Origin of the sequence: Polymorphospora rubra, assembly GCF_018324255.1 — a bacterium.
GTDB lineage: Bacteria > Actinomycetota > Actinomycetes > Mycobacteriales > Micromonosporaceae > Polymorphospora > Polymorphospora rubra.
Map to the genome: position 1 here is coordinate 2,166,298 of NZ_AP023359.1, position 23,865 is coordinate 2,190,162.

Genomic DNA, 23,865 nt, shown 5'->3' on the forward strand with positions numbered 1-23,865 from the left:
AGCGAACACCCACCGTCGGGTTGGGTTCATCCGTTACAGGGTGGCAACTCCGAGAAGCTGGCGGAGCCGGACGACCAGGTCCTTTTCACCTTCGATCCGGACGGCGTCGTCGTCGACCCGTCGCCACAGCCACCGTAGGACGGCGTCCGGGTCTCCGCTGACCCGGGCGTCCGCCTCGTCGGTGTCCGTCGGCTCGACCGTGACCACGTCACGGTCGAGCCGGACCAGCCACCCGCTCCCGCCGCATGCCACGAGTACCCCACGCCCGTCGTTACCCACCATCAGCTCGGTGAAGTATTCCGGCCAGGTCCGGGTGGCGTAGGCCAGGAACACCTCGAGCACCTCGTCGACACCGTCGACCGCGAGATCGTCGGGGACGTCTGCGGACGGCACGCCGGCGGCCAACTCGGCGTCGATGCGGTGCACCACGGTCTCCTGCGCCATCCGACGGGTCCAGAAGCCGACCGTCTGGTCCGGCTCGTACCAGCCGCCGGCCGGCGCCTCGGACGGTCGGGTGGTGAGCTCGTGGGTCAGGGCGGCGTAGGCCCGGTCGAGCAGGGCGATCGACTCCTCGCCGGAGAGGTCCGGCGGCCACGACTCGGGCTCGACCCCGTGCCGGATGCACTCGGTCTTGTGCAGGTAGACGTGTGCGACGTGCCCGGCGAGATCGGCCATCGACCAGTCGGGGCAGCTCGGTACGACCGCGTCGGGCGGCCCGCCCGTGACGACCTCGCGCAGCCGGCGGAAGTCGCTCGACAGGCACTCCAGGTAACGCGTGTTCTGCATCGAGACAGACAATCAGACAGGTGTGACAGCCGGCTCGGATTTTGCCGCCGGCACCACGTAGAACGCGGGCAGCGGGCGGATCCGCAGCCGCAGGCGGGCTCCGGTCCGGTGCAGCTGCCAGGCGAGCGCCAGCAGCGCCACGGCCAGGGAGATCAGGCCGCCGAGCCAGATGCTCGCCGCGGCGCCGTACGTCTCGGCGACCCAGCCGATCAGCGGAGCGCCGACCGGGTTGGTGCCCAGGAAGACCAGCACCCACAGGGCCATGACCCGGCCCCGGAACGCGGCGTCGACGCCGAGCTGGACCCGCTGGTTGGACGCCTGCGCGAAGAAGATCATGAAGAAGCCCGCGGGCAGCAGCAGGAGCACGACCAGCCAGTACGTCGGAGCCAGGCCGACCAGGGTGCCGAAGACCGCACAGCCGACCGCGGCGCCGAGCACCAGCCACACCGACGGCCGCTCCCGGCGGGTGCTGCCGGCCAGGGCGCCGGCCAGCGAGCCGAGCGCGAGCATGGTGGTGAACACGCCGAAGGTGGCCGCACCGGTGTTGAAGACAGTCTTGGCGAGGGCGGCCAGGGTGATCTGGAAGTTGAAGAGCACCATCCCGATGATCGACATGAGCGCCATCGGCAGCAGCAGGTCGGGTCGCCGGGCGACGTAGCGCAGCCCGTCGACCACCTTGGCGGTCTCGCGCTCGCCGATCGGCGGCAGGTCGGCGCGGTGCAGTTCGGCGGCCCGCATCCGCAGCAGGCCGACGAGCGGGGCGACGGTGGCGAGCGCGCTCACCAGGAAGACCGGGCCGACGTCGAAGACCGCGATGGCCACGCCGGCCAGCGCCGGTCCAAGGACCCGGGCCGAGTTGAACGTGGCCGACGAGAGGGCGAGGGCGTTGGGCAGCAGGGTGGTGCCGACGAGTTCGGACACGAACGCCTGGCGGACCGGGGTCTCCACGGCGTTGGCCACGCCGAGCAGGCCGGCGAAGACGAAGACGTGCCAGAGCTGAACGACGCCGGTGACCACCAGCAGGCTCATCGCCAGGGCCAGTACCGTCCAGGTCGCGTTGGCCACCAGGAGCAGCATCCGCTTGTCGTAACGGTCGGCGAGCCGCCCGGAGAGCAGCGTCAGCAGGAGTACCGGGGTGAACTGGAGGGCGACTACGACGCCGAGGGCGGTCGCCGAATCGCCGGAGAGTTCGAGGACCAGCCAGTCCTGGGCGATGAACATCACCCAGACGCCGATCAGCTTGATCAGTTGACCGATCGCGAAGAGCCGGTAGTTGCGGACCGTCAGGGACTGGAACGTGCTGCTCAGCTTTGCCCGCACTCGGGGTGCGCCTCCTCAGATCGTACGCGTCATCCACAGTGGACGAAGCAGATCCGAGGTCCCCGCCGCCGTCAGGCGCGCGCGATCCTCCGCAGGATCTCGGCGGCGCTCGACAACGTCTCGCGTTCCTCCGCGGTCAGTTCGGCGAGCCGGCTGGCGAGCCACTCGTCGCGGGCCCGCTCGATCTGGTCGAGCATGTCCCGCCCGGCCTCGGTCACCGCGAGGATGACCTGCCGGCCGTCGGTCGGGTGGGGGGTGCGGCCCACGAGGCCACGCTCCTCCAGCTTGGCGACGATCCTGGTCATCGTCGGCGGCTGGACCCGTTCGATGTCGGCCAGTTCGCGCGGGGTCAGCGCGCCCGCCAGTTCGAGACTGATGAGCGCGGAGAGCTGGGTCGCGGTGAGGTCGCCGACCGGGCGGGTCTGCCGGACCCGTCGGTTGAGCCGGGTGATCGCGTCGCGCAGGAGAGTCGCCAACTGCGCCGGCGGCAAACGCTTCGCCATCACCGTCCGCTCCGTCACGATCGTTAGCTTAACTAATGAGCGATGCTAACGACCACTGATATGACCGCCGTCACCGTACCGCGCCCGATCCGGTGCCACCGGGCGCGGTACGCCGGAAACCGCTAGTAGATCAACGCCTCGACCGGGCCACGCATGAAGTACACGACGAACAGCACGGCCACCCCGTACAGCAGCGGATGCACCTCACGGGCCTTACCGCGTACGACCTTCAGCAGGACGTACGTGATCACACCGGCCCCGATGCCGTTGGAGATCGAGTAGGTGAACGGCATCAGCACGATGGTCAGGAACGCCGGGATCGCGATCTCGTAGTCGGACCAGTCGATCGTGCGGATCATGGTCATCATCAGGAAGCCGACCACGATCAGCGCGGTCGACGCCGCCTCGAACGGCACGATCACCACCAGCGGCGCGAGGAACATCGCCAGCAGGAACAGCGCGCCGGTGACCAGGTTGGCGACCCCGGTCCGGGCCCCCTCCGCGACCCCGGCCGCGCTCTCGATGTACGACGTGTTGCTCGACACGCTCGCCGCGCCACCGGCCGCCGCGGCGACCGAGTCGACGAGCAGGATCTCCCGGGTACGCGGCGGCATGCCCTTGTCGTCGAGCAGTTTGCCCTCCTGCCCCACCGCGACCATGGTCCCCATCGTGTCGAAGAAGTCCGTGATCAGAAGCGTGAAGACGAACATCAGGGCGACCAGCCAGCCGGCCCGCTCCCACGAACCGAGGACGTTGAAGTTGCCCAGCAGCGACAGGTCCGGGACGTCGACCACGGTCTCCGGGACCGCCGGCACGTTCAGCGACCAGCCCTTCGGGTTCGGCACGCCGTCGACGACCGACGGGCCCACCTTCGCCACGGCCTCGACGACGATCGCCAGCAGGGTCGTGGCGAGGATGCCGATCAGAATCGCGCCCTTGACCCGGCGGACGACCAGCACCAGGGTCAGCAGCAGGCCAAGAACGAACACCAGTGCGGGCCAGCTCACCAGCCTGCCGTTGATGCCCAGGCCCACCGGGACGGTGGTGTTGGCGACGTCGGGGATCCGCCGGACGAACCCGGCGTCGACCAGGCCGATGATGGTCAGGAACAGCCCGATGCCGACCCCGATGGCGGTCTTGAGCTGGACCGGGACCGACCGGAACACCGCCGTACGCAGACCGGTCAGCACCAGGATGCCGATGAGTACCCCTTCGATGACCACGAGCCCCATCGCGTCGGCCCAGGTCATCTGCGGCGCGATCTCGTACGCGACCAGCGCGTTGACGCCGAGCCCGGCGGCCAGCGCCAGCGGGAACCGGGCGACGACGCCCATCAGGATCGTCATCACCCCGGCAACCAGGGCCGTGGCCGCCGCGATCGCGGCCATCGCCAGCCGCCGCCCGTCGCCGTCGACCGCGTTGCCGAGGATCAACGGGTTGAGTACGACGATGTACCCCATCGTGAAGAAGGTCGCCAGACCGCCACGGACCTCCCGGCTCAGCGTCGAGCCACGGGCGGAGATCTCGAAGAAGCGGTCGAAGCCGTTGCGGGCCACGGTTGTCTCGGCACCCGCCGGGCGCTTTTCCATCTGTTCCTCACCGCACTGGTCACATCATGCCGCGCGCATAATCGCAGATCAGACGTTTCCTGGGAAATTCGCCCCGGTTACGATCCTCGATATTTACGCGACCGTCCGGACACCGGGATCCGGCACAGTAGGCTGACCTTCGTGCCCGACCGCCCCAAGCCCGAGCCGCTCGACCCGCCGATGGTGCCCTTCGCGGTGGCCGGCATCGTGGCGTGGGCGGTCGCCGGCCTGATCCTGTTGGTCTTCTTCCGCGGCTGGCTGGCCGAGCAGGGACACACCGACTGGCTCTGGGTCTGCCTCGCCGGCTTCCTGATGGGCTTTCCCGGCCTGGCCGTGATGATGAAACACGACGCCAACCGGCGGCGCCGCCGGGCGGCGGCCGGCTGACGAAACGGCCGGCCGAACGAGCCGCCGGTCAACTGTGGCCGTACGGCTCCGCCGGCTCCCCCTCGGCGACCGGGCCGGTGGCGGTGACCGGTCCCGTCGTGACGTGCACCGGCACCGCCTCGACCTCGCTGTCGTCGTAGACGGTCGGCAACTCGTCGACCGGGGTCGGCGGCACGTCGGTCAGCGTCTCCGAATGGGCACCACAGCCGTGGTCGGCGCTGACCACCCGGCCGTCGTCGGGGGCGTAGACGTTGGCGCAGGCGCCGAAGAGCAGCCGCATCGCACCGGCCAGCGGCAGGTAGAAGCCGCAGGATCCGCAACGGGCGGTGCGCGGCGCGGCGACCGAGATCGGCGCCTCCGGACCGTGTTCCCCCTCGTACCAGCGCTGACCGGCGTCGGCGCGGCCCTCGCGGGACAGCACCCGCGGCCGGCCGAGACCCAGTTCCCAGGACACCTCCTCGACCGCCGGATCGTCCGACTCCAGGTAGCCCGGGGCGAGCCGCTCGTCGTCCGGGGCGGTCGGCAGCAGGTCACCGACGCCCAGGTCGCCGGGCTGGAGCCGCTCGTGCCAGGGCAGCCAGCCGGGTGCGAGCAACGCGTCCGCCCCGGGCAGCAGCACGGTCTCGCAGACCGTCACGTGCTTGCTGCGGGCGACCCGGGTGACGGTGACCGCCCAGCGCCAGCCCCGGTAACCGGCGAGCAGACACTCGAAAAGATGGGTGACCAATCGGTCACCCTCAGCAACCGCGTCGAGGTGAGCGCCCACTCCTTCCGGCTCGACCTCGGTGATGGCTGCACGGGCCACGTCGACGGCGGCGGCGCAGACCTGGTCGAGACGGGCGGCGCGAGTGGTCGTCCTGGTCACGCGGACATTGTTCCTCATGCCGGCCGATCGTCGACAGCCACTCCCCGATCCGATCTGCTGCCGGATGGGACGAAGAGCGACCGGATGGGCGAGGATGGGAGGCATGCCGCTCTTCCCGTCGCTCGGGCGCACCATCGGTTCCGCGTTCCGCGGCACCCGCGTGCTCGCCAGAGGATCGGTCAGCGGCGGGCGCTGGGTGACCCGCCGCGTCGGCCGGGTACGCGAGAAGGGGGCCGGCGGCGAGCCCGGAATGGTCCGCCTCTTCGACCTGCACGCCGTGTCCTGCGCCGGCGACACGCTGATCGCGATCGGGCTGGCCGGCACGATCTTCTTCAACGCGCCGCTCGGCGAGGCCCGCAGCAAGGTCGCCCTCTACCTGCTGGTCACCATGGTCCCGTTCGCGCTGCTGGCCCCGGTGGTCGGCCCACTGCTCGACCACTTCCGGCACGGCCGGCGTTACGCGCTGGCGGCGACCATGCTCGGCCGGGCGTTCCTCGCCTGGATGATCTCCGACTACATCCACGGGTTCGGGCTGTATCCGGCCGCGTTCGGCGTGCTCGCCCTGTCCCGCGCGTACGGCGTGGCCCGGTCCGCCGCCGTGCCCAGGCTGCTGCCGGAGAAACTCGGCCTCTCCCAGGCCGGCGCCCGGGCCAGCGTCTACGGCACGATCGCCGGCGCCGTCGTGGCCCCGCTCGGCCTGGCCGCGTTCTGGTTCGGTCCACAGTGGCCACTGCGGGTCGCTTCGGTGATCTTCCTGGTCGGGATGGTGATCGCGCTGCGGCTGCCGCCCCGCGCCGACTCCGATCCGCCGGAGACGGTGCCCCGGGCCTGGCAGATCCTCGGCTTCCGGCGGGGCAAGGGCGAGCGGGTGCTGTCCGGCCGGCTGGTCCTCGCCGCCCTGATCGGCAGCGCCAGCCTGCGCGCCCTCTACGGCTTCCTCCTGCTCTTCCTGGCCTTCGCGATCAAGGCCGGCGACCTGACCACCGTCGTGTTCGGCCGCGACCTCGGCGACGAGGTCGCCCTCGGCCTGGTCGGCGCCGCGCTCGCGACCGGCACCTTCCTGGCCACCGCGATCGGCACCCGGCTGCGCATCCACCACCCGCTCGCCCTGCAGTCCAGCGGACTCGTCATCGTCGCCGGCGTCGCGGTCCTGGCCACCATCAAGTTCTCGCTGCTGATGGTGGCCCTCCTGTGCCTGGTCAGTGCCGTGATGAGCGGTATCGCCAAGCTCGCGGTCGACGCCTCCATCCAGGAACGGGTCCGGGAACGGATGCGGGCCAGCGCCTTCGCGCACTCCGAAACCGTGCTCATGCTCGCCTTCGTGGCCGGCGGGGCGGTCGGGCTGATCCCGTTCGACGGCCGGGTGGGCATCGGCGTCGTCGCCGGGGTCGGCGTACTCGCCGCCGCCCGCGCTGTCGTCGTCGCCGGCCAACTACGCGCCGAGCGGCTGCACGGGCGGCCGGTCGCCGACGGCGAAGAACAGAGCGCCGCCCCGGACCCGGCCGCGCCGCCGGACGCGGACCGTGCCGCCGGTGATCCGGACCGCAGCGACCCCAGGGCCCGGAAGGACCCGGACCGCCCCGCGCCGGACCGCCCCGCCCCCGAACGGGGAGCCAGCGGGATCAGGAGGATGTTCATCCGCAAGAAGGCCGGCGCCAGGGAACCGGCGAAGACCGCGGCCGACGACCCGACGCCGCCCCGGCTCGACAAGCCCCTCCGGACGCCGACCCAGTCCGGCGGCGACCGGCCGGCCACCCCCGTCGAGCGGCCGGAGGCCACGGCACCACCCGGCTACCACATCTACCGCCCCTCGACGGCCGTCCCCCGGCCCGGCTCCGGCGACGACGAGACGAGCCGCGAATCGCGGGGGCCGGCATGATCGCCGGCCGGTTGCTGGTGGTCACCGCCGTCGAGGCCGAGGCCGCCGCCGTACGCGCCGGACTGCGCGAACCCACCGTGACGGTGACCCCGGTCGGGGTCGGGCCGGCGGCCGCCGCCGCGGGCACCGCCCGGCTGCTGGCGCTCGCCGAGGGCGCCGGACAGCCGTACGCCGCGGTGGTCTGCGCCGGGATCGCCGGCGGGTTCACCGACCGGGTCGAGGTCGGCGGCACCGTACTGGCCGACCGCAGCATCGCCGCCGACCTGGGCGCCGAATCACCCGACGGGTTCATCCCGCTCGACGAACTGGGTTTCGGCGAGACCGTCGCGCCGGTCCACCCGCCGCTGCTGGCGACGCTGCGCCGGGCGCTGCCCGCCGCCGCCGTCGGCGCGGTACTCACCGTCGGGACGGTCACCGGCAGCGCCGAGTCGGCGAAAGCCCTGGCCGTCCGGCACCCCGACGCCGTGGCCGAGGCCATGGAAGGGTACGGCGTCGCGTGTGCCGCCGCCGGTGCCGGTGTCCCGTTCGCCGAGCTGCGTACGGTCTCCAACCCGATCGGGCCACGCGACCGGGCGGCGTGGCGGATGCGGGAGGCGTTCGACGCCCTGACCGCGGCCGCCGCCACGCTCGCCTGACGGCCGCCCGCGTCGGTCCGGACCGGCGCTGGATACGGTGGGGACGTGACGATCTCGCTGGCCATCTCGCCGTGCCCCAACGACACGTTCGTCTTCCACGCACTCGTCCACGGCCTGGTGCCCGGCGCGCCGGCGGTCGACGTCACGTACGCCGACGTCGACGTGACCAACACCGCCGCCGAACGGGGCGCGTACGACATCGTGAAGGTCAGCTACGCCGCGCTGCCCTGGCTGCTCGACGACTACGAGCTGCTGCCCTGCGGCGGGGCGCTCGGCCGGGGCTGCGGTCCGCTGCTGCTCACCCGCACCGGCACCGCCGACCTGACCGGCGCGACGGTCGCCGTACCCGGCGACCGGACCACGGCGTACCTGCTCTTCCGGCTCTGGTCGGCGGACCGCCCGCCGGCCCGGATCGAGGTCGTGCCCTTCCACGAGATCATGCCGGGGGTGGCGGCCGGCCGGTACGACGCCGGCCTGGTCATCCACGAGGCCCGCTTCACCTACCCCCGCTACGGCCTGACCGCCCTGGTCGACCTCGGTGAGTGGTGGGAGAACGACACCGGGCTGCCGATTCCGCTCGGCGCGATCCTGGCCCGCCGCGGCGTCGTCGACCCGGTCGCCGCCACGGGCTGGATCCGCGAGTCGGTACGGCAGGCATGGGCCGACCCGACCGCGAGCCGCGACTACGTGATGGCGCACGCCCAGGAGATGGAGCCGGACGTCGCCGACCGGCACATCGCGCTGTATGTCAACGACTTCACCGCCGACCTGGGCCGGGACGGCCACGCGGCGGTCGACGCGCTGCTGCGCCGGGCCGCCGACGCCGGTCTGACGCCTCAGATCTCCAGCTCGCGGGCCACCGCGTGGACCAGCTGAGCGACGTTCTGCGCGGTCTTGCGGTCGGGGAACCGGCCGCGCCGCAGGTCGGGCTGTACCTTGGCCTCGAGCACCTTGATCATGTCTTCGACGAGTCCGTGCAGCTCCTCGGCCGGCCGGCGACGCAGCTCCGCCATGGACGGTGGCGCGTCGAGCAGCTTCACGCCGTGCGCCTGCGCGCCCCGGCGGCTGTCCATCAGGCCGAACTCGATCCGCTGGCCGCCCTTGAGCTCCGTCACGCCCGCGGGCAACGCGCTCTTGGGCAGGAAGACGTCGCCACCCTCGTCACTGGTGACGAACCCGTAGCCCTTGGTCGCGTCGAACCACTTAACTCGCCCCGTCGGCACCGATGACCCCTGCTTCGTCGAATTCACGGACCCGACAAGGCTATCCGGAGGAACCCGTTCGGTGCGCACGAGAATCCGCTCGGGCCGACCGACGTCCCGTCGGCCGTCGCCCGCACCGGGAAAGATGCCCACCCGATCGGGCAGGGGACGTGACGACAATCACTCCCCCGTCGGATTCAGCGGCTGACGTGGGTGTAGTTCAGGTCCTCCACCGGCAGCGGGAACTGCACCTCGTCGCCGAACGGGGACGGACCGCCCGGCCGGGAGAAGGTGATTTCGGTGACCGCCAGGTGTCCCTGCTTCACCGGCTTGACCCTGCTGTCCCGCGCGCCGTCCGCCGCGTCCTGCCGCGCCACCCGCCGTCCGCCGTCCCGCGCCATGCCGAAACTCCCTCCCCGCCGACCATTACCTGATCATCGTCGCACGCCACCCGGGCGGGCGACCGAGGCCCATCATGCACGCCCGGCCGGATAGCGTGGAAAGACGATGACCACGACCCTCGCCGACCAACTCCGGGCGCTGCCCGACGAAGCGCTCGGCGCCCTGCTGCGCCTGCGCCCCGACCTCGTCGTACCGGTGCCGACCGACATCGGCGCACTGGCCGTACGCGCCCAGTCGCGGGTCTCGGTGGCCCGGGCGCTCGACGGACTCGACCGGTTCACGCTCCAGGTCCTCGACGCCGTACGGCTGACCCGCGACGGCAGCGACGGCACCACCTCGGTCGACGCCGTACTGGCCCTCGCCGGCGTACCGGCGCAGGGCGTCGACGCGGCGACCGCCCGGGCCGCCCTCGACCGGCTGCGGGCCCGGTTCATCGTCTACGGCCCGGAAACCGCCCTGCGCCTGGTCGACGCCGTCGACGAGGTCTGTTCGCCGTACCCGGCGGGGTTGGGGCGGCCGGCCGCCGACCTGGACTCGCGGACGGCGGCCCTGGTCGCGGACCCGGCGCGGCTGCGCCGCACGGTGCTGGCCGCCCCGCAGCCGGCCCGGGCGGTCCTCGACCGGCTCGCCGCCGGCCCGCCGGTCGGTTCACCCGCCACCGGGGCCGCCGTCGGCTGGCTGCTCGACAACAAGCTGCTCGTGACGATCACCGACGGGGCGTTCTCGGTCGACGCCGACGCCGTCGAACTGCCCCGGGAGGTCGGTCTCCTGCTGCGCCGCGACACCGGGGCGCTCGGGCCGCTCCAACCGCGGCCACCGGCCCCGGTCCCCGCCGGCCGGGAGCCCAAGGCCGTCGACTCGGCCGGTGCCGGTCAGGCCATGGAGATCATCCGGCATGTCGAGGCGCTGGCCGAGGCGCTGGCCACCGAACCGGCACCGGTACTGCGTTCCGGTGGGGTGGGCGTACGCGAGCTGCGCCGGCTGGCGAAGGCCGCCGGACTCGACGAGGCGCCGACCGCGCTGCTGATCGAGGTCGGCTACGCGGCCGGTCTGCTCGGTTCCGCCGACACTCCCGGAGCCGGTGGCCGGGCCGGCGGCGACACGCAGATCCTGCCGACCACCGGCTACGACGTGTGGCGGGTCCTGCCGCTGTCGGCCCGTTGGGAACAGCTGGCCCGGGCCTGGCTCGGGATGCCCCGCCAGGCCGGCCTGGTCGGTCAGCGCGACGAACGGGACCGGCCGATCACCGTACTGTCCACCGAGGTCGGCCGCGGCTCCGCGCCGGCCGCCCGGCGGGCCGCGCTCGGTGTGCTCGCCGACGTCGGCCCCGGTGCCGCGCCGACCGCCGACGAGGTGCTGGAACTGCTCGCCTGGGAGGCGCCCCGCCGCGGCCGCGGACGCGAGTCGGCCTACCGTGACGCGCTGGACGAGGCCGCCCGGCTCGGGGTGACCGGACTCGGCGCCCTCACCAGCTACGGCCGGGTGCTGCTCGCCGATACGGCGCCGGACCGCGCCCCCGGCCTCGAGAACGACCCCCTGGGCGTGCGGGCGACCGTCGGCGGCCCGGCCGACCTGCCGCCGGTGGCGGCGGCGCTGGACGGGCTGCTTCCCGCGCCGGTCGACCACCTGCTGGTGCAGGCCGACCTGACCGTGGTCGTGCCGGGGCCGCCGGAACCGGCGCTCGCCGCCGAACTCGACATCGTCGCCGACCCCGAGTCCGCGGGCGGCGCCAGCGTCTACCGGGTCACCCAGGCGAGCGTGCGCCGCGCCCTCGACGCCGGGTACGCCGCCGACGACCTGCACGCGCTGTTCAGCCGCCGGTCGCGTACCCCGGTGCCGCAGGCGCTGCGCTACCTCGTCGACGACACCGCCCGCAGACACGGCGGGCTGCGGACCGGACCGGCCGGCTCCTACCTGCGCAGCGACGACGAGGCCCTACTGACCCAGGCGCTCGCCGACCGGCGGCTGTCGGTGCTGGCACTGCGCCGGCTGGCGCCGACCGTACTGGTGACCACGCACCAGCCCGGCCGGCTGCTCGCCACGCTGCGCGAGGCCGGATACGCACCGGTGCCGGAGGACGCCAGCGGCGCCACGGTGCTGTCCCGGCCGAAGGCCCGCCGGGCACCGCTGCGTTCCGCCGACCGGGCCACCGACCCGCTGGCGGCGCCGGCGCTGACGCAGCCACGGGTGCTGGGCATCGTCGAGCAGATCCGGCGCGGCGACGCGGCCGCGCGGGCAGCCCGCCGGGCGCCCGCGACGATGCGGACCGCGGGCGGGCGCAACGGTGAGCGACTCACCACGGTGCAGGCGCACACCCAGGCGCTGGCAGTGCTTCAGCAGGCGGTCCGGGACCGGGCCCAGGTCTGGGTCGGGTACGTCGACGCACACGGCGGCACGACATCGCGGCTGCTGCGGCCGGTGTCGATCGGGGGCGGATACCTGCGCGCGGAGGACGACCGGACCGAGACGTTGCACACGTTCGCCCTGCACCGGATCACCGCGGCGGTCGTCGAGGACTGACCGGATCCGGCCGCCCGGCGCTCAGTGTCGGTCCCGGCGCGCCATTCCGACGATCGACACCAGCAGGAGCAGGACGGACGCGGTGCCCAGCGCCTCGCCGACCGAGTCGACGAAACCCTGCTGCTGGACCAGCCAGCCGAAGAGGAACCAGCCGAATAGCAGCGCGGCGGCGCAGCCGTACGCGACGACCGTGCCCCGCGACACCGGCGCCGGGTCGTCGGCCGCGGCATATCCCGGTTCGGTTCTCCGGGCCGGCTCACCGTCCACTGACATGCGCCCTCCCCCGTCTTCCGCCGGTTCCATCCAGACTGGCAGCCGTACAGCGCTTCTGACAGGGTTTTCGCCCCGGAGTCCGCCCCGGGATCGCCCTGTCAGGGCAGGTCGGACGGAGGTGCCCCGGGCACGGCGGACCGGCGTCGGACCGTCCCGCCCGTGCAACACTGGAGGGTCCTTTCCGCGAGGTCGAGGGGGAAAACCGGCGTGAACGGCGGCCCGCTGATCGTCCAGTCCGACAAGACGCTCCTGCTGGAGGTCGACCACCCCGACGCACAGGCCTGCCGGATCGCGATCGCGCCGTTCGCCGAACTGGAGCGCTCGCCCGAGCACGTGCACACCTACCGGCTGACGCCGCTCGGGCTCTGGAACGCCCGCGCCGCCGGGCACGACGCCGAAGGCGTGGTCGACGCCCTGATCAAGTTCTCCCGCTATCCGGTGCCGCACGCGCTGCTGGTCGACGTCGCCGAGACCATGGACCGGTACGGCCGGCTGCAACTGGCCAACCACCCCACGCACGGTCTGGTGCTACGCGCCCTGGACCGGATGGTGTTGATCGAGGTGGCGAAGAGCAAGAAGCTCGCCGGCATGATCGGCGCCAAGGTCGACGACGACACCCTGATCGTGCACCCGTCCGAACGTGGGCGGCTCAAGCAGGCGCTGCTCAAACTCGGCTGGCCCGCCGAGGACCTGGCCGGTTACGTGGACGGCGAGGCGCATCCGATCGACCTCGCCGAGGCCGGCAAGGACGGCCGGCCGGCCTGGACGCTGCGGTCGTACCAGCGGGAGGCGGTCGACACCTTCTGGGCCGGCGGCTCCGGCGTGGTCGTACTGCCCTGTGGGGCCGGCAAGACACTGGTCGGCGCGGCGGCGATGGCCGAGGCGAAGGCGACCACGCTGATCCTGGTCACCAACACCGTCGCCGGCCGGCAGTGGAAGCGGGAACTGGTCGCCCGGACCTCGTTGACCGAGGACGAGATCGGCGAGTACTCCGGGGAACGCAAGGAGATCCGGCCGGTCACCATCGCGACGTACCAGGTGCTGACCTCGCGGCGCGGCGGCGCCTTCACCCACCTGGACCTCTTCAACGCCCGCGACTGGGGCCTGGTCATCTACGACGAGGTGCACCTGCTGCCGGCGCCGATCTTCCGGTTCACCGCCGACCTCCAGGCCCGCCGCCGGCTCGGCCTGACCGCGACCCTGGTACGCGAGGACGGCCGCGAGGGCGACGTGTTCTCGTTGATCGGCCCGAAGCGCTACGACGCGCCGTGGAAGGACATCGAGGCGCAGGGCTGGATCGCCCCGGCCGAGTGCACCGAGGTACGGGTCACGCTGACCGACGCCGAACGGATGGGGTACGCCGTCGCCGAACCGGAGGAGCGCTACCGGGTGGCGGCGACGGCGCGTACGAAGCTGCCCGTGGTCCGCCGCCTGGTCGAGCGGCACCACGGCGAGCAGGTGCTGGTCATCGGCGCCTACATCGAGCAGTTGCACCAACTCGGCGAGTTCCTCGACGCGCCGATCGTGCAGGGTTCGACGACCAACAAGGAGCGGGAACGGCTCTTCGACGCGTTCCGCTCCGGCGAGGTGTCGACCCTGGTGATCTCCAAGGTGGGCAACTTCTCGATCGACCTGCCGGAGGCGGCGGTGGCGATCCAGGTCTCCGGCACGTTCGGATCCCGGCAGGAGGAGGCGCAGCGACTCGGGCGGGTGCTGCGACCGAAGTCCGACGGCCGGCAGGCACACTTCTACACGGTGGTCTCCCGGGACACGATCGACACCGAGTACGCCGCACACCGGCAGCGGTTCCTGGCCGAGCAGGGGTACGCGTACACGATCGTCGACGCCGACGACGTGCTCGGCCCGCCGCTGCCGTCGACCGACTGATCCGTTGATCGCCGGGGTGGCCGTTGCCGGCGGCGGCCGTTACCCCGGCGGCGGCCGCTGCTGGCGGGCGGCCGTTCGTGGCGGGCGGCCGTTCGTGGCGGGCGGCCGACGCTGAGGGCGGGGGTCAGGCGCCGAGCACTCTGGCGCGGCGCGCAACGCGGTCGAGTTGCGGGTCGTCGCGGAGGACGTCGAGCAGCGGCCGGACCGGCACCTCCTCCGCCCCGGCGACCACCGGCACCGGCGTTGGCCAGGTTTCCAGCAGCCGTACCCGCAGTTCGGCCAGGGGTGTCCACCAGCGCAGCGGGCCGGGCCGATTCGGGTCCCGGTCGGCGCCGACGAAGTCCCGCCACCGCTCGTTCCACCGCTCGCAGTTCGGCAACGCGAAGATCCAGTCGGTCAGCCGGGGCAGGTCGGCCGTGGCGACCGCCACGTCGGCGCGGGTCACCCGGACCGGCACGCCCTGCAACGCGGCGGCCAGTTCGCCGTCGATGACGTAGTCGAGGCCGCCGGACCAGCGCAGCAGATTCCTGAGGTTGCCCAGCATGAACCGGATGTCGTCGTCCCGTTCCCGGCAAGCTGCCGCGATGCTCTCGTCGAGATCGGCGTCGAGCGCTTCGACATCGGCCCGCACCTGGCAACCGAGCGCCTCGAAGAGCCGTTCGACGACGGCCGTCGTCGGGGCGTAGAAGCCGGTCTCGAAACGGGAGACGCACTGCTGGGAGGTGCCGGCACGGGCCGCCAGCGCCCGCTGTGAAAGCCGCGCCCGCTCCCGTTCGAGGCGAAGCAGTTGCCCCAGCCGAAGATTGAGTCGCCCGGCCGGCGCCGCGGCGACGGCTCCGTCGTCACTCACCGCCTGATCGTGGCGCGGTCCGCAGCCGCGCGCCACCCTGCCTGTCCACCCTGTGGAAAACGCTGTGGATAACTCCAGCCGCTGGGGATTCGAGGGCTCGAAAGGGCTGGGTGCAGGCCTGTGGTGCGGCGCCGGGCTCGACCGGGTCGAGGATCGACGGCGCCAGGGGTGCCTGGGCTGCACGGACCGGGTAGGCCGGGACGGGACGGGACGGAAGGGGACGGAACGGGACGGAACGCACGGACCGGGCCGGGGCAGGTACTGCTGTTGCGGGCCACAGCGAATTCACTGTTAAAACAGTGAATTCGCTGTGGCCTCGGACAGCGGTGTTGGACCCGGCCGGACAGCCGCCCGGGCAGGCTGCCGCCGGGTGGGTCCGCGGCTCGGACAGCTATGTCCGCCCGGCCGAAAAGGCGCAACCGCGGAGGGCTGGGCTCCGGCTCCGCAAACTCAGGCGACCACGTGCGCCCGGGCCGGGGCCGCCGCCAGCGGCCGCTGCGTCGACCCTCCGCCGGTCGGTGGCGTCAGGTGGGGAGGGCGGGGCCGGGGGTGACGAGGTCGGCCATCAGGTCGCCGTACCGGTCGACCCGGTCCAGGACCTCGGCGGCGGTGAACGGGCGGACGGCGCGGACGTCGCCGTCGGCCGCCGCCTCCACCTCGGCCCAGGTCAGCGGGGTGGAGACGAAGGGCTGCGGTTCGGCGCGCAGCGAGTACGGCGCCACGGTGGTCTTGGCCGCGTTGTTCTGACTCCAGTCGATGAAAACCTTGCCGGGCCGCAGGTTGCGGGCCATCCTCGAAGTGATCGACTTCGGTGCCGCCCGTTCGAGTTCCTCGGCGATCCGCCGGGCGTAGTCGCTCACCACCTCTGCGGACTGCCCTGCCGAGATCGGGCAGCACAGCTGCATGCCCTTCTTGCCGGAGGTCTTGGGCTGGCTGGTGAGGCCGTCGGCGGCGAGGCGTTCGCGCAGCAGCAGCGCCACCCCGCAGCACTCGCGCAGGCCGGCGGGGGCGCCGGGGTCGAGGTCGACCACCATCAGGTCCGGGTGGGCGCCGATCCGCCACTGCGGGGTGTGCAGTTCGAGCGCGGCAAGATTGGCGAGCCAGACCAGGGTCGGCAGGTCATCGGCGACCACGTAGTCGATCTTCTCCCGGTTCTTCGTCGAACCGGGTACCGGCAGCCGCTGCGTGCGTACCCAGTCGGGTGTGCTCGCCGGGGCGTTCTTCTCGAAGAAGAACTGCCGGTCGACGCCGTTGGGATAGCGGATACGGGTCAGGGCCCGGTCGCGCAGGTGCGGCAGCAGGACCGGGGCGACCCGGGTGTAGTAGTCGATCACCTCGCCCTTGGTGAACCCGCTCGCCGGAAAGAGCACCTTGTCGAGGTTGGACAGGTCGAGTTCACGGCCGCCGACCTCGACCCTGATCCGCTCACCACTCGGCATCGACGTCCTCCGGTCGCAGGTCTGGGCGGCGGCGCAGGAAGCGGGGGAAGCGCAGCCGGCCGTCCGGGGTGCGCTGGCCGTACTTCACCTCCACCACGACCTCGGGACGTACCCAGTGGGCGCCCCGGGCATCCTCGCGCGACACGCCCGGGGCGAACGGCGAGACATCTGCACGGCACGTTTCGAGCACGGCGAGCAGGTCCCGTTCGGCGGCCGCCCCGATGCCGCCGCCGACCCGCCCCCGGTAGGTGAGCCGCCCGTCCGGACCGGGTACGCCGACCAGCAGTCCGCCGAGCCGACGGGCGCCGGGCCGCCAGCCGCCGACGACGAAGTCGGCGGTCACCTCGACCTTCGCCTTGACCCAGTCGGGGGTACGCACCCCCGGACGGTAGGCGGAGTCCAGCCGTTTCGCGACCACCCCCTCCAGACCGTGTTCCCGGGCGGCGGCGTAGGTCGCGGGGCCGTCGGTGAACGTCGGAGGTACCGCCCAGCGTGGCCCCGAAAGCTCCAGCCCGTCCAGCGCCGCCCGCCGCTCCCGGTAGGTCCGGCCGGCCAGGTCCTCGCCGCGCAGCCGGAGCAGGTCGAAGATCATGTACATCGCCGGCACCGTCGCCGCCAGCCGGGCCGCCCGGTCCGGATCGCGTACGTGCATCCGTTCGGCCAGCGCGGTGAACGACGGCACGCCCCGGTCGTCGAGCACGACGATCTCGCCGTCGAGCTGGATGTCGTCGAACAGCCTGGTCAGGGCGGTGAACTCGGGGTAGGCGACGGTGATCTCGACCCCGGACCGGGCGAAGAACCGGCCGCTGCCGGCGGCGACGTCGGCCAGCGCCCGGACGCCGTCCCACTTGAACTCGTAGCCCCAGCCGCCGCCGGTGGGCAGGTCACCGGTCGTGGCGAGCATCGGCTTACGCGGCGTGGCCGGCACGTCACCATGGTAGGGCGGATCGGGCCTGATCAGGCCAGACATTGCCGGCGTCGGCTGGAAACCCTCCCGCTCGACGCGCCCCGGTGCGATCCTGGTCTATACCGGGCTGCTCCGGCACCGGTACGGCGGGTTTCCACAGGTCAGGCGGGGTATCTCCCCCGGGCGGGCCGGGTAAGGAGCGACATGCGGGCTATCTGGAAGGGTGCCGTCTCGTTCGGCCTTGTCTCGATCGCGGTCAAGCTCTACTCGGCCACCGAGGAGAAGGACATCCGCTTTCACCAGGTGCACCGGGCGGACGGCGGCCGGATCCGCTACAAGCGCACCTGCTCGGTCTGTGGCGAGGAGGTCACGTACGACGACATCGCCAAGGGCTACGACATCGGCGGTGGCGAGATGGTGATCCTCACCGACGAGGACTTCGCCGACCTGCCGCTGACCACCTCGCACGCCATCGACGTCCTGGAGTTCGTGCCCGCCGAACAGGTCGACCCGATCCTCTACAACAAGGCCTACTTCCTGGAGCCGGAGGGCGCGGCCACCAAGCCGTACGTGCTGCTGCGCGACGCGTTGACCGACTCCGAGCGGGTGGCGATCGTCAAGGTGGCGCTGCGGCAGCGCGAGCAGCTTGCCACGCTGCGGGTGCGCGAAGGGGTCCTGCTGCTCAACACGATGCTGTGGCCCGACGAGATCCGTAAGCCGTCGTTCGGCTTTCTCGACGACGACATCCAGGTACGCCCGCCCGAGCTGGCGATGGCCAGTTCGCTGATCGACTCGATGGCCGGCGACTTCGAACCCGACGCGTTCACCGACGACTACCGGGCCGCGTTGCAGGAGGTCATCGACGCCAAGGTGGAAGGCCGCGAGGTCGTGCAGCCGGAAGAGGTGGAGGAGGCGCCGGCGGCGGCCGTCGACCTGATGGCGGCGCTGCGGGCCTCGGTCGAGCGGGCCCGGGTCGCCCGGGGCGAACCCGCCGAGGAGGCGCCGGCCGCCGCGAAGAAGGCCCCCGCCAAGAAGGCGGCAGCGAAGAAGGCGGCCCCCGCAAGGCCGCGAAGAAGACGGCGGCCAAGAAGGCGGGGTCCGCCCGGACCCCGACCCGCAAGACCGCCTGACCGCCGTCGTCGCCCTCGGCGGAACTCAGCCCCGGCCGAGCCGCTCGGTGACCGTGATCCGTACGATCACCCGCTGCTCACCAGGTTGGCGCATCGGATAGGTCGGCTGGCCCAGGTATTTCTGCGCCATCTTGTCGATGTGCTCGTCGGCGCCCTCGTCGACGAATTCGGCGGTGCCCTTCACCCACAGCGTCCGGTAGTCGTTGGCCTTGTCCACCACCGACACCGCGACCCGCGGGTCACGCGCGATGTTGTTGTACTTGACCCGGCCCTTGGCCGTGTTGAAGATGATCCGCTCGCCGTCGGTGTCCACCCACACCGGCGTGACGTGCGGCGAGCCGTCGTCCTCGATGGTGGCGACGTGGGCAAGGTGCGGCTCGTTGAGCAGGGCGACATCGGCCTCGGTCAGAATCGACATGCGCTCGAATCTACCGCCGCCGGCGGGGGAACGACGGCGGATGGCGGATCATCCGATGGGTCAGGGGCAGGCGGTGGCGCGCAGCGGGCCCGCCGCCGGCTGTCCGTCCAGCGATGTCGGGTCCACGCTCCAGGACCGGGCCAGCCGCATGACGTCGTCCTCGGCGACGAGGATGTCGGTGTCGGTGTCGACCTCCGGCGGCAGGCCGACCGCCCGTTCGGCGTCGTCGGGGTCGCCACGCCACTCGGTGACCTCACCGGTTTCGCCGATGTAGCCGAACGCCCGGACCGACACGCCGTCGACCGCACGCTCCCAGCGGTGCACCTCGGACACCCGGTAGGTGGCGAAGAACTGCACCTCGGTCTGCAGGATCGCCGACAGTTCGATGACGTCCACAGCGGAGCGCGGGCCGAGCAGCCACCGCCCGGTCGCCAGCAGCCAGTGCGAGCCACGGGCACCCGGTAGCGGCGGGGTGAGCACCAACCGGTCGTCGGTCAGGTAGGCCAGGTCGATCCCGTCCCGCCAGGGCACGGTGCCCAGATCACGCAGTCCGAGTACGGTGATCACCGCCGCCGGGTCGCCGTCACGGACCGCGAGCCACGCCTGCTTGTAACCGAAGCCGACCATGGTTTCACCCATGCCCCGCACGTTACCGATCGCGCACCCCGCCCACTGCCCAGTCCGGCGGGCCGCTGGCCGGTCATCGCCCACCTCTAGGGTGATCTGATGGCGTACCTTCCCTGGGCGGAGTCCTATCTCGGCCAGCTTCGCGCGCTCGCCGGCGACCGCACCCTGATGTTCGTCGGGTCGCGGGCGGTGGTCCGCGACGACGGCGGCCGGGTGCTGCTGATCGAGCGCTCGGACAACGGGATCTGGGCGTTGCCGGCCGGGGCGATGGAGCTGGGCGAGTCGATCTCGGACTGCGCGATTCGCGAGGTGTGGGAGGAGACCGGCCTGACCGCGACCGCGGTGACGCCGTTCGCGTTCTACACCGGGCCGGACTACACCCACACCAACATGTACGGCCACACCTACCAGCTCTTCGTGGTCGCCTTCCGGGTCGACCGCTGGGCGGGCGAGCTGACCCGGGTGACGACGGAGAGCACCGACGCCGGCTTCTTCGCCGCCGACGCCGTGCCCGCGCCGCTCTCCCCGGTGGTGGCCGAGGTCCTCGCCGACCTGGCCACCTTCGAGGAGACGGGCCAACTGTTGATGAAGTGAGCGACCGTTGCGGGCGAACCAGCCAGCTCAGGTGTGTCTGACGACTGCGAGCGGAGCGGGTAGGCGTCAGATCATCGTCTGCGACTTGGCTTCCATCTCGGCGGCGGCGTCGTCGTGCGGCTCCTTGCGCAGGGCGTCGTCGCTGGCCGCGGGCATGGCGCCGCGCAGCTCGTGGTCGGGCAGCAGGACGGTGACCGCGACGGCGACGATGGCGATCAGCCCGGCGACCAGGAAGACGACGTGCAGCGAGTCGACGAACGACTCCTGGACGGCGGCCCGGATGGGGTCCGGCAGGGCCAGGATCACCGAGGGCTCGTTCACCGAGAAGCTCGTACTGGAGGTGCCGGCGAAGGCCGCCGCCTGCTCGGGCGGAAGCTGGGCGATCGCCCCCGGCATCCGGTCGGCCAGTTCGGCGGTGAGCCGGGCGGACAGCACCGCGCCGAGGATCGCGACGCCGAACGAGCCGCCGAGCGAGCGGAAGAAGGTGACCGCGGACGTACCGGCGCCGAGGTCGCGGGGTGGTACGCCGTTCTGTACGGCGAGGACCAGCGACTGCATGCACAGGCCCAGGCCGACGCCGATGACGACCATGAACCCGAAGGCGAGCCACAGCGAGGTGCCGACCTCCAGGCGGGTGAAGAGCAGCATGCCGACGAGCAGTACGACGGAGCCGGCCACCGGGAACCACTTGTAGCGGCCGATGCGGCTCATCGCCCGGCCGGAGAGCACCGAGGTGACGATGACGCCGGCCATCATCGGCAGCATCAGCAGGCCGCTGCGGGTGGGTGAGGCGCCCTTGACGATCTGGAGATAGAGCGGGATGAAGATGATCGACCCGAACATCACCAGGCCGAGTACGAAGCCGGCGGCGTTGGCCAGGGCAAAGGTCGGGATGCGGAAGAACCGCAACGAGAGGATGGGTTCGGCGACCCGGGACTCCTGGAACAGGAACAGCAGCGACAGCACGCCACCGGCGACGAACAGGCCGACGATGACCGGTGAACCCCAGGCGTATTCGTTGCCGCCCCAGCTCAGGGCGAGCAGCAGGCAGCTCACGGCGGCGACCATGAGGGCCGCGCCGAGCCAGTCGATCGCGTGGTCCCGGCGCTGGAACGGGACCAACTTCATGACCTGATAGCAGACGAGGATGGCGACCACACCGAGCGGGACGTTGATGAAGAAGATCCACCGCCAGTCGGTCTCGGCGAAGTAGCCGCCGACCAGCGGGCCGGCCACCGAGGAGACGCCGAAGACCGCGCCGAAAAGTCCCTGGTAGCGGCCGCGCTCGCGGGGCGACACCACGTCGGAGATGATCGTGAAGGCGAGCGTCATCAGGCCGCCGGCGCCGACGCCCTGGATGCCCCGGGTGACGATGAGCTGGGTCATGTCCTGGGCGAATCCGGCGAGCAGCGAGCCGAGCACGAAGGTACCGATGGAGAAGAGAAAGACCGGCCGGCGGCCGTAGAGGTCGGCCATCTTGCCGTAGAGCGGGGTGGAGGCGGTGGATGCCAGCAGGTAGGCGGTCACCACCCAGGAGTAGTGGTTGATCCCGCCCAGCTCGCCGACGATGGTCGGCAGGGCGGTGCCGACGATGGTCTGGTCGAGCGCGGCGAGCAGCATGCCGGTCATCAGCCCGACCATCAGCAGCAGGATCTGCCGGTGGGTCAGCCGCGGCGCCGCGGTCTGGTCGACGGTGGTCATCGTTCGTTCTCCCCGTGGTTCGCCGGCCCAGGTACGACGGGCGGTACGGCTATCGATTCGTTGAGCCGGGCGAACAGGCGGGCGAACTCGTCGCGTTCGTCCGGTGTCCAGTCGGCGAGGGCGCCACGCAGGGCGGCCACCCACTGGGCGCGGTAGCGCCGGTAGGACTCGGTGCCGGTGGCGGTGGCGGTGATGACGCTGGCCCGGCGGTCCGCCGGATCGGCGGTGCGGGTCACCAGGCCCCTGCTCTCCAGGGCGGCGACCTGCCGGCTGACCGTCGACAGGTCGAGTTCGAGGTCGTCGGCGAGCGCGGTGAGCCGGGCGGGGCCGGCCGAGCCGAGCCGGCTGAGCAGCGTGTAGGCGGACCGTTCCAGGCCATGGTCCGGACGGAGCCGCTGGTAGAGCAGGTTCACCCGCCGATAGAACAGCCCGATCGACCGGCCGATCTCGACGTATTCGGCGTCCGGGTCGTGCGTCGTCTGCATCGCCACCCCAAAAAGCTTGCTTGCTACAAGCACTCTGCCACCGGGCGACGCTGGCTTACCCGCGGAACCGGCTGTGATTCGGGCCATGGGAAACCCGCTCGACACGGCACGGGTCATCGGTCAGCATCTCGTCCGTGAAGACGGGCCTGCTCCGGCGCGTGGCGCTGGACGTCACCCCGCTCAAGACCTCGCGCGACTACCGGTTCCAGTTCGCCGCCAGCGGAATCTCCGCGTTCGGGGCGTTCATCGCCTACGTCACGATCCCCTACCAGGTCTTCCTGATCACCGACGATCCGCTGCTCGTCGGCCTGATCGGCGTCTTCGAACTCGTACCGCTGCTCTTCATGGCATTCGTCGGCGGCGCGCTGGCCGACTACCTCGACCGGCGGCTGATCGTCATCGGCGGCGAGGTCGCCTTCACCGCGCTCTGCGGTGTGCTGCTGCTCAACTCGCTGTCCGACGAGCCGCACCTGTGGCTGCTCTACCTGGTCGCCGCACTGACCGCGGCGGTCGACGGCGTACAGCGCCCGGCGATGGAGAGCCTGACGCCACGACTGGTCAAGCCCGCGGAGATCCCGGCCGCCAGCTCGCTCAACGCGCTCCGGATGCAGGCGGCGCAGCTCGGCGGGCCGGGTGTCGCCGGCATCCTCATCGCCTCGGTCGACCTGACCTGGGTGTACGCCATCACCATGGGCACCCTGGCCGTGTCACTGGTCTTCCTGACCCTGATCAGGGCGGTGCCACCGCCGCCGGACGCCGACCGGCCGTCGCTGCGGTCGGTGGTGACCGGCCTGCGGTACGCCCGCAGCCGCCCCGAACTGCTCGGCACCTACCTGGTCGACATCAACGCGATGTTCTTCGGCATGCCGCAGGCGCTGTATCCGTTCATGGCGGAGAAGTTCGGCGGTCCGGCGGTGCTGGGCCTGCTCTACGCGGCCCCGGCGGTGGGCTCACTGGCCGCCACGATCAGCTCGGGCTGGACCAGGTACGTGCACCGGCACGGGCTGATGGTTGTGCTCGCGGCCGGCGGGTGGGGGCTGGCGATCATTGGCTTCGGCGTGGTCGACACGCTCTGGCTGGCGGTGTTCTTCCTCGCCCTGGCCGGCGCCGCCGACATGATCTCCGGCCTGTTCCGCATGATCATCTGGAACCAGACCATCCCCGACCACCTGCGCGGCCGGCTCGCCGGCATCGAGATGCTGTCGTACACGACCGGGCCGTTGCTCGGGCAGCTCCGCTCCGGACTGTCCGCCCGCTGGCTCGGCATCAACGGTTCGATCATCTCCGGCGGGGTGCTCTGCGTGCTCGGCACGGTGGCCCTGGCCGCGCTGATGCCGTCGTTCCTGCGCTACGACGGACGCGAGGGGCGGGCCCGCAAGGAGGCCGAGGACGCGGCCTGGGCGGCGAAGGCGGACAGCGCGTCCTGACGACCCGGACACCGGCACGGGTCGCCCGCCTCACGTTTG

23 protein-coding genes and 1 pseudogene are annotated in these 23,865 nt (G+C 71.8%); 9 read left to right on the forward strand and 15 right to left on the reverse strand.

Annotation, left to right across the window (positions count from 1 at the left end):
• Positions 1 to 33 precede the first annotated feature (33 nt).
• The 4 genes from Prubr_RS09875 to Prubr_RS09890 all read right to left on the reverse strand — a co-directional run bounded on the left by Prubr_RS09875 (position 34) and on the right by Prubr_RS09890 (position 4,198).
• Positions 34 to 786 (reverse strand): maleylpyruvate isomerase family mycothiol-dependent enzyme, encoded by a 753-nt coding sequence (locus Prubr_RS09875; protein ID WP_212824179.1) that lies wholly within the window; start codon positions 784 to 786, stop codon positions 34 to 36.
• Positions 787 to 798: 12 nt separating this feature from the next.
• The gene (locus tag Prubr_RS09880; RefSeq protein WP_212824181.1) at positions 799 to 2,106 is read right to left on the reverse strand and encodes an MFS transporter; all 1,308 of its coding nucleotides are present in this window, start codon (positions 2,104 to 2,106) and stop codon (positions 799 to 801) included.
• A gap of 71 nt (positions 2,107 to 2,177) precedes the next feature.
• Entirely contained in the window at positions 2,178 to 2,627 is a 450-nt protein-coding gene (locus Prubr_RS09885; RefSeq protein ID WP_212824183.1) for a MarR family winged helix-turn-helix transcriptional regulator, read from the reverse strand.
• Positions 2,628 to 2,731: 104 nt separating this feature from the next.
• Positions 2,732 to 4,198, reverse strand: coding sequence for an NCS2 family permease (locus tag Prubr_RS09890; RefSeq protein ID WP_212824185.1), 1,467 nt, complete (start codon positions 4,196 to 4,198; stop codon positions 2,732 to 2,734).
• Between the two features lie 180 nt (positions 4,199 to 4,378).
• Between Prubr_RS09890 and Prubr_RS09895 the strand changes: the two genes are divergently transcribed.
• A complete protein-coding gene (locus Prubr_RS09895; protein WP_212827811.1) occupies positions 4,379 to 4,585 on the forward strand; it encodes a DUF2530 domain-containing protein in 207 nt (68 codons plus the stop codon).
• Between the two features lie 28 nt (positions 4,586 to 4,613).
• Here Prubr_RS09895 and Prubr_RS09900 read toward each other — a convergent pair whose 3' ends face one another.
• On the reverse strand, positions 4,614 to 5,468 hold the full coding sequence (locus Prubr_RS09900) for a DUF3027 domain-containing protein (RefSeq protein ID WP_212824187.1): 855 nt from the start codon (positions 5,466 to 5,468) through the stop codon (positions 4,614 to 4,616).
• Positions 5,469 to 5,544: 76 nt separating this feature from the next.
• Here Prubr_RS09900 and Prubr_RS09905 point away from each other — a divergent pair, with 76 nt between their 5' ends.
• Genes Prubr_RS09905 through Prubr_RS09915 form a run of 3 tightly spaced genes read left to right on the forward strand, consistent with a single transcriptional unit; the run spans position 5,545 to position 8,840 of the window.
• The gene (locus Prubr_RS09905) at positions 5,545 to 7,329 is read left to right on the forward strand and encodes an MFS transporter (protein ID WP_425517998.1); all 1,785 of its coding nucleotides are present in this window, start codon (positions 5,545 to 5,547) and stop codon (positions 7,327 to 7,329) included.
• Positions 7,326 to 7,964: a futalosine hydrolase gene (locus Prubr_RS09910; protein ID WP_425517999.1), complete on the forward strand. Its 639-nt coding sequence runs from the start codon at positions 7,326 to 7,328 to the stop codon at positions 7,962 to 7,964. Before Prubr_RS09905 ends, Prubr_RS09910 begins: the two co-directional genes overlap by 4 nt.
• A gap of 45 nt (positions 7,965 to 8,009) precedes the next feature.
• Positions 8,010 to 8,840, forward strand: a complete 831-nt coding sequence (locus Prubr_RS09915) for a 1,4-dihydroxy-6-naphtoate synthase (protein WP_212824189.1) — start codon at positions 8,010 to 8,012, stop codon at positions 8,838 to 8,840.
• Here Prubr_RS09915 and Prubr_RS09920 read toward each other — a convergent pair.
• Together Prubr_RS09920 and Prubr_RS09925 are read right to left on the reverse strand one after the other, a co-directional pair.
• On the reverse strand, positions 8,801 to 9,187 hold the full coding sequence (locus tag Prubr_RS09920; protein WP_212827815.1) for a cold-shock protein: 387 nt from the start codon (positions 9,185 to 9,187) through the stop codon (positions 8,801 to 8,803). The two genes, Prubr_RS09915 and Prubr_RS09920, sit on opposite strands and share 40 nt — an antisense overlap.
• 176 nt (positions 9,188 to 9,363) lie before the next feature.
• Positions 9,364 to 9,567, reverse strand: a complete 204-nt coding sequence (locus Prubr_RS09925; RefSeq protein WP_212824191.1) for a hypothetical protein — start codon at positions 9,565 to 9,567, stop codon at positions 9,364 to 9,366.
• A 106-nt stretch (positions 9,568 to 9,673) separates the two neighbouring features.
• On the opposite strand from Prubr_RS09925, the gene Prubr_RS09930 reads away from it, so the two are divergent.
• On the forward strand, positions 9,674 to 12,088 hold the full coding sequence (locus tag Prubr_RS09930) for a helicase-associated domain-containing protein (protein ID WP_212824193.1): 2,415 nt from the start codon (positions 9,674 to 9,676) through the stop codon (positions 12,086 to 12,088).
• A gap of 21 nt (positions 12,089 to 12,109) precedes the next feature.
• Here Prubr_RS09930 and Prubr_RS09935 read toward each other — a convergent pair whose 3' ends face one another.
• Positions 12,110 to 12,361, reverse strand: coding sequence for a hypothetical protein (locus Prubr_RS09935; protein ID WP_212824195.1), 252 nt, complete (start codon positions 12,359 to 12,361; stop codon positions 12,110 to 12,112).
• Between the two features lie 207 nt (positions 12,362 to 12,568).
• Between Prubr_RS09935 and Prubr_RS09940 the strand changes: the two genes are divergently transcribed.
• A complete protein-coding gene (locus Prubr_RS09940; protein ID WP_212824197.1) occupies positions 12,569 to 14,248 on the forward strand; it encodes a DNA repair helicase XPB in 1,680 nt (559 codons plus the stop codon).
• Between the two features lie 124 nt (positions 14,249 to 14,372).
• Here the strand turns inward: Prubr_RS09940 and Prubr_RS09945 are convergent, their stop codons facing one another.
• The 3 genes from Prubr_RS09945 to ligD (Prubr_RS09955) form a co-directional block, all read right to left on the reverse strand.
• Positions 14,373 to 15,098 (reverse strand): helix-turn-helix domain-containing protein, encoded by a 726-nt coding sequence (locus Prubr_RS09945; RefSeq protein ID WP_212824199.1) that lies wholly within the window; start codon positions 15,096 to 15,098, stop codon positions 14,373 to 14,375.
• A 524-nt stretch (positions 15,099 to 15,622) separates the two neighbouring features.
• Complete coding sequence (ligD, locus tag Prubr_RS09950; protein ID WP_212824201.1) at positions 15,623 to 16,537, reverse strand: non-homologous end-joining DNA ligase; 915 nt, start codon at positions 16,535 to 16,537, stop codon at positions 15,623 to 15,625.
• A complete protein-coding gene (ligD, locus tag Prubr_RS09955) occupies positions 16,524 to 17,465 on the reverse strand; it encodes a non-homologous end-joining DNA ligase (RefSeq protein WP_212824203.1) in 942 nt (313 codons plus the stop codon). Before ligD (Prubr_RS09955) ends, ligD (Prubr_RS09950) begins: the two co-directional genes overlap by 14 nt.
• 183 nt (positions 17,466 to 17,648) lie before the next feature.
• Here ligD (Prubr_RS09955) and ku point away from each other — a divergent pair.
• Positions 17,649 to 18,574, forward strand: a pseudogene (ku, locus tag Prubr_RS09960) (non-homologous end joining protein Ku).
• Between the two features lie 25 nt (positions 18,575 to 18,599).
• Here ku and Prubr_RS09965 read toward each other — a convergent pair.
• On the reverse strand, positions 18,600 to 18,992 hold the full coding sequence (locus Prubr_RS09965; protein WP_212824205.1) for a PPOX class F420-dependent oxidoreductase: 393 nt from the start codon (positions 18,990 to 18,992) through the stop codon (positions 18,600 to 18,602).
• 60 nt (positions 18,993 to 19,052) lie between these two features.
• The gene (locus Prubr_RS09970; protein ID WP_246568521.1) at positions 19,053 to 19,631 is read right to left on the reverse strand and encodes a hypothetical protein; all 579 of its coding nucleotides are present in this window, start codon (positions 19,629 to 19,631) and stop codon (positions 19,053 to 19,055) included.
• An 87-nt stretch (positions 19,632 to 19,718) separates the two neighbouring features.
• Here Prubr_RS09970 and Prubr_RS09975 point away from each other — a divergent pair, with 87 nt between their 5' ends.
• Complete coding sequence (locus tag Prubr_RS09975) at positions 19,719 to 20,213, forward strand: NUDIX domain-containing protein (protein ID WP_246568523.1); 495 nt, start codon at positions 19,719 to 19,721, stop codon at positions 20,211 to 20,213.
• Between the two features lie 66 nt (positions 20,214 to 20,279).
• Here Prubr_RS09975 and Prubr_RS09980 read toward each other — a convergent pair whose 3' ends face one another.
• Both Prubr_RS09980 and Prubr_RS09985 read right to left on the reverse strand, forming a co-directional pair.
• Positions 20,280 to 21,914, reverse strand: coding sequence for an MDR family MFS transporter (locus tag Prubr_RS09980; protein ID WP_212824207.1), 1,635 nt, complete (start codon positions 21,912 to 21,914; stop codon positions 20,280 to 20,282).
• Complete coding sequence (locus Prubr_RS09985) at positions 21,911 to 22,399, reverse strand: MarR family winged helix-turn-helix transcriptional regulator (protein WP_246568898.1); 489 nt, start codon at positions 22,397 to 22,399, stop codon at positions 21,911 to 21,913. Before Prubr_RS09985 ends, Prubr_RS09980 begins: the two co-directional genes overlap by 4 nt.
• A 134-nt stretch (positions 22,400 to 22,533) precedes the next feature.
• Here Prubr_RS09985 and Prubr_RS09990 point away from each other — a divergent pair, with 134 nt between their 5' ends.
• Entirely contained in the window at positions 22,534 to 23,826 is a 1,293-nt protein-coding gene (locus tag Prubr_RS09990) for an MFS transporter (protein WP_246568525.1), read from the forward strand.
• Positions 23,827 to 23,865: the final 39 nt, after the last annotated feature.

What these genes read in the sequence shown, in the direction of transcription:
- Prubr_RS09875 (WP_212824179.1), bottom strand. Translation starts at nt 786, where the DNA reads ATGCAGAACACGCGTTACCTGGAGTGCCTGTCGAGCGACTTCCGCCGG.
- Prubr_RS09890 (WP_212824185.1), bottom strand. Translation starts at nt 4,198, where the DNA reads ATGGAAAAGCGCCCGGCGGGTGCCGAGACAACCGTGGCCCGCAACGGC.
- Prubr_RS09895 (WP_212827811.1), top strand. Translation starts at nt 4,379, where the DNA reads ATGGTGCCCTTCGCGGTGGCCGGCATCGTGGCGTGGGCGGTCGCCGGC.
- Prubr_RS09900 (WP_212824187.1), bottom strand. Translation starts at nt 5,468, where the DNA reads ATGAGGAACAATGTCCGCGTGACCAGGACGACCACTCGCGCCGCCCGT.
- Prubr_RS09905 (WP_425517998.1), top strand. Translation starts at nt 5,545, where the DNA reads ATGGGAGGCATGCCGCTCTTCCCGTCGCTCGGGCGCACCATCGGTTCC.
- Prubr_RS09910 (WP_425517999.1), top strand. Translation starts at nt 7,326, where the DNA reads ATGATCGCCGGCCGGTTGCTGGTGGTCACCGCCGTCGAGGCCGAGGCC.
- Prubr_RS09925 (WP_212824191.1), bottom strand. Translation starts at nt 9,567, where the DNA reads ATGGCGCGGGACGGCGGACGGCGGGTGGCGCGGCAGGACGCGGCGGAC.
- Prubr_RS09930 (WP_212824193.1), top strand. Translation starts at nt 9,674, where the DNA reads ATGACCACGACCCTCGCCGACCAACTCCGGGCGCTGCCCGACGAAGCG.
- Prubr_RS09935 (WP_212824195.1), bottom strand. Translation starts at nt 12,361, where the DNA reads ATGTCAGTGGACGGTGAGCCGGCCCGGAGAACCGAACCGGGATATGCC.
- ligD (WP_212824201.1), bottom strand. Translation starts at nt 16,537, where the DNA reads ATGCCGAGTGGTGAGCGGATCAGGGTCGAGGTCGGCGGCCGTGAACTC.
- Prubr_RS09965 (WP_212824205.1), bottom strand. Translation starts at nt 18,992, where the DNA reads ATGTCGATTCTGACCGAGGCCGATGTCGCCCTGCTCAACGAGCCGCAC.
- Prubr_RS09970 (WP_246568521.1), bottom strand. Translation starts at nt 19,631, where the DNA reads ATGGGTGAAACCATGGTCGGCTTCGGTTACAAGCAGGCGTGGCTCGCG.
- Prubr_RS09975 (WP_246568523.1), top strand. Translation starts at nt 19,719, where the DNA reads ATGGCGTACCTTCCCTGGGCGGAGTCCTATCTCGGCCAGCTTCGCGCG.
- Prubr_RS09980 (WP_212824207.1), bottom strand. Translation starts at nt 21,914, where the DNA reads ATGACCACCGTCGACCAGACCGCGGCGCCGCGGCTGACCCACCGGCAG.
- Prubr_RS09985 (WP_246568898.1), bottom strand. Translation starts at nt 22,399, where the DNA reads ATGCAGACGACGCACGACCCGGACGCCGAATACGTCGAGATCGGCCGG.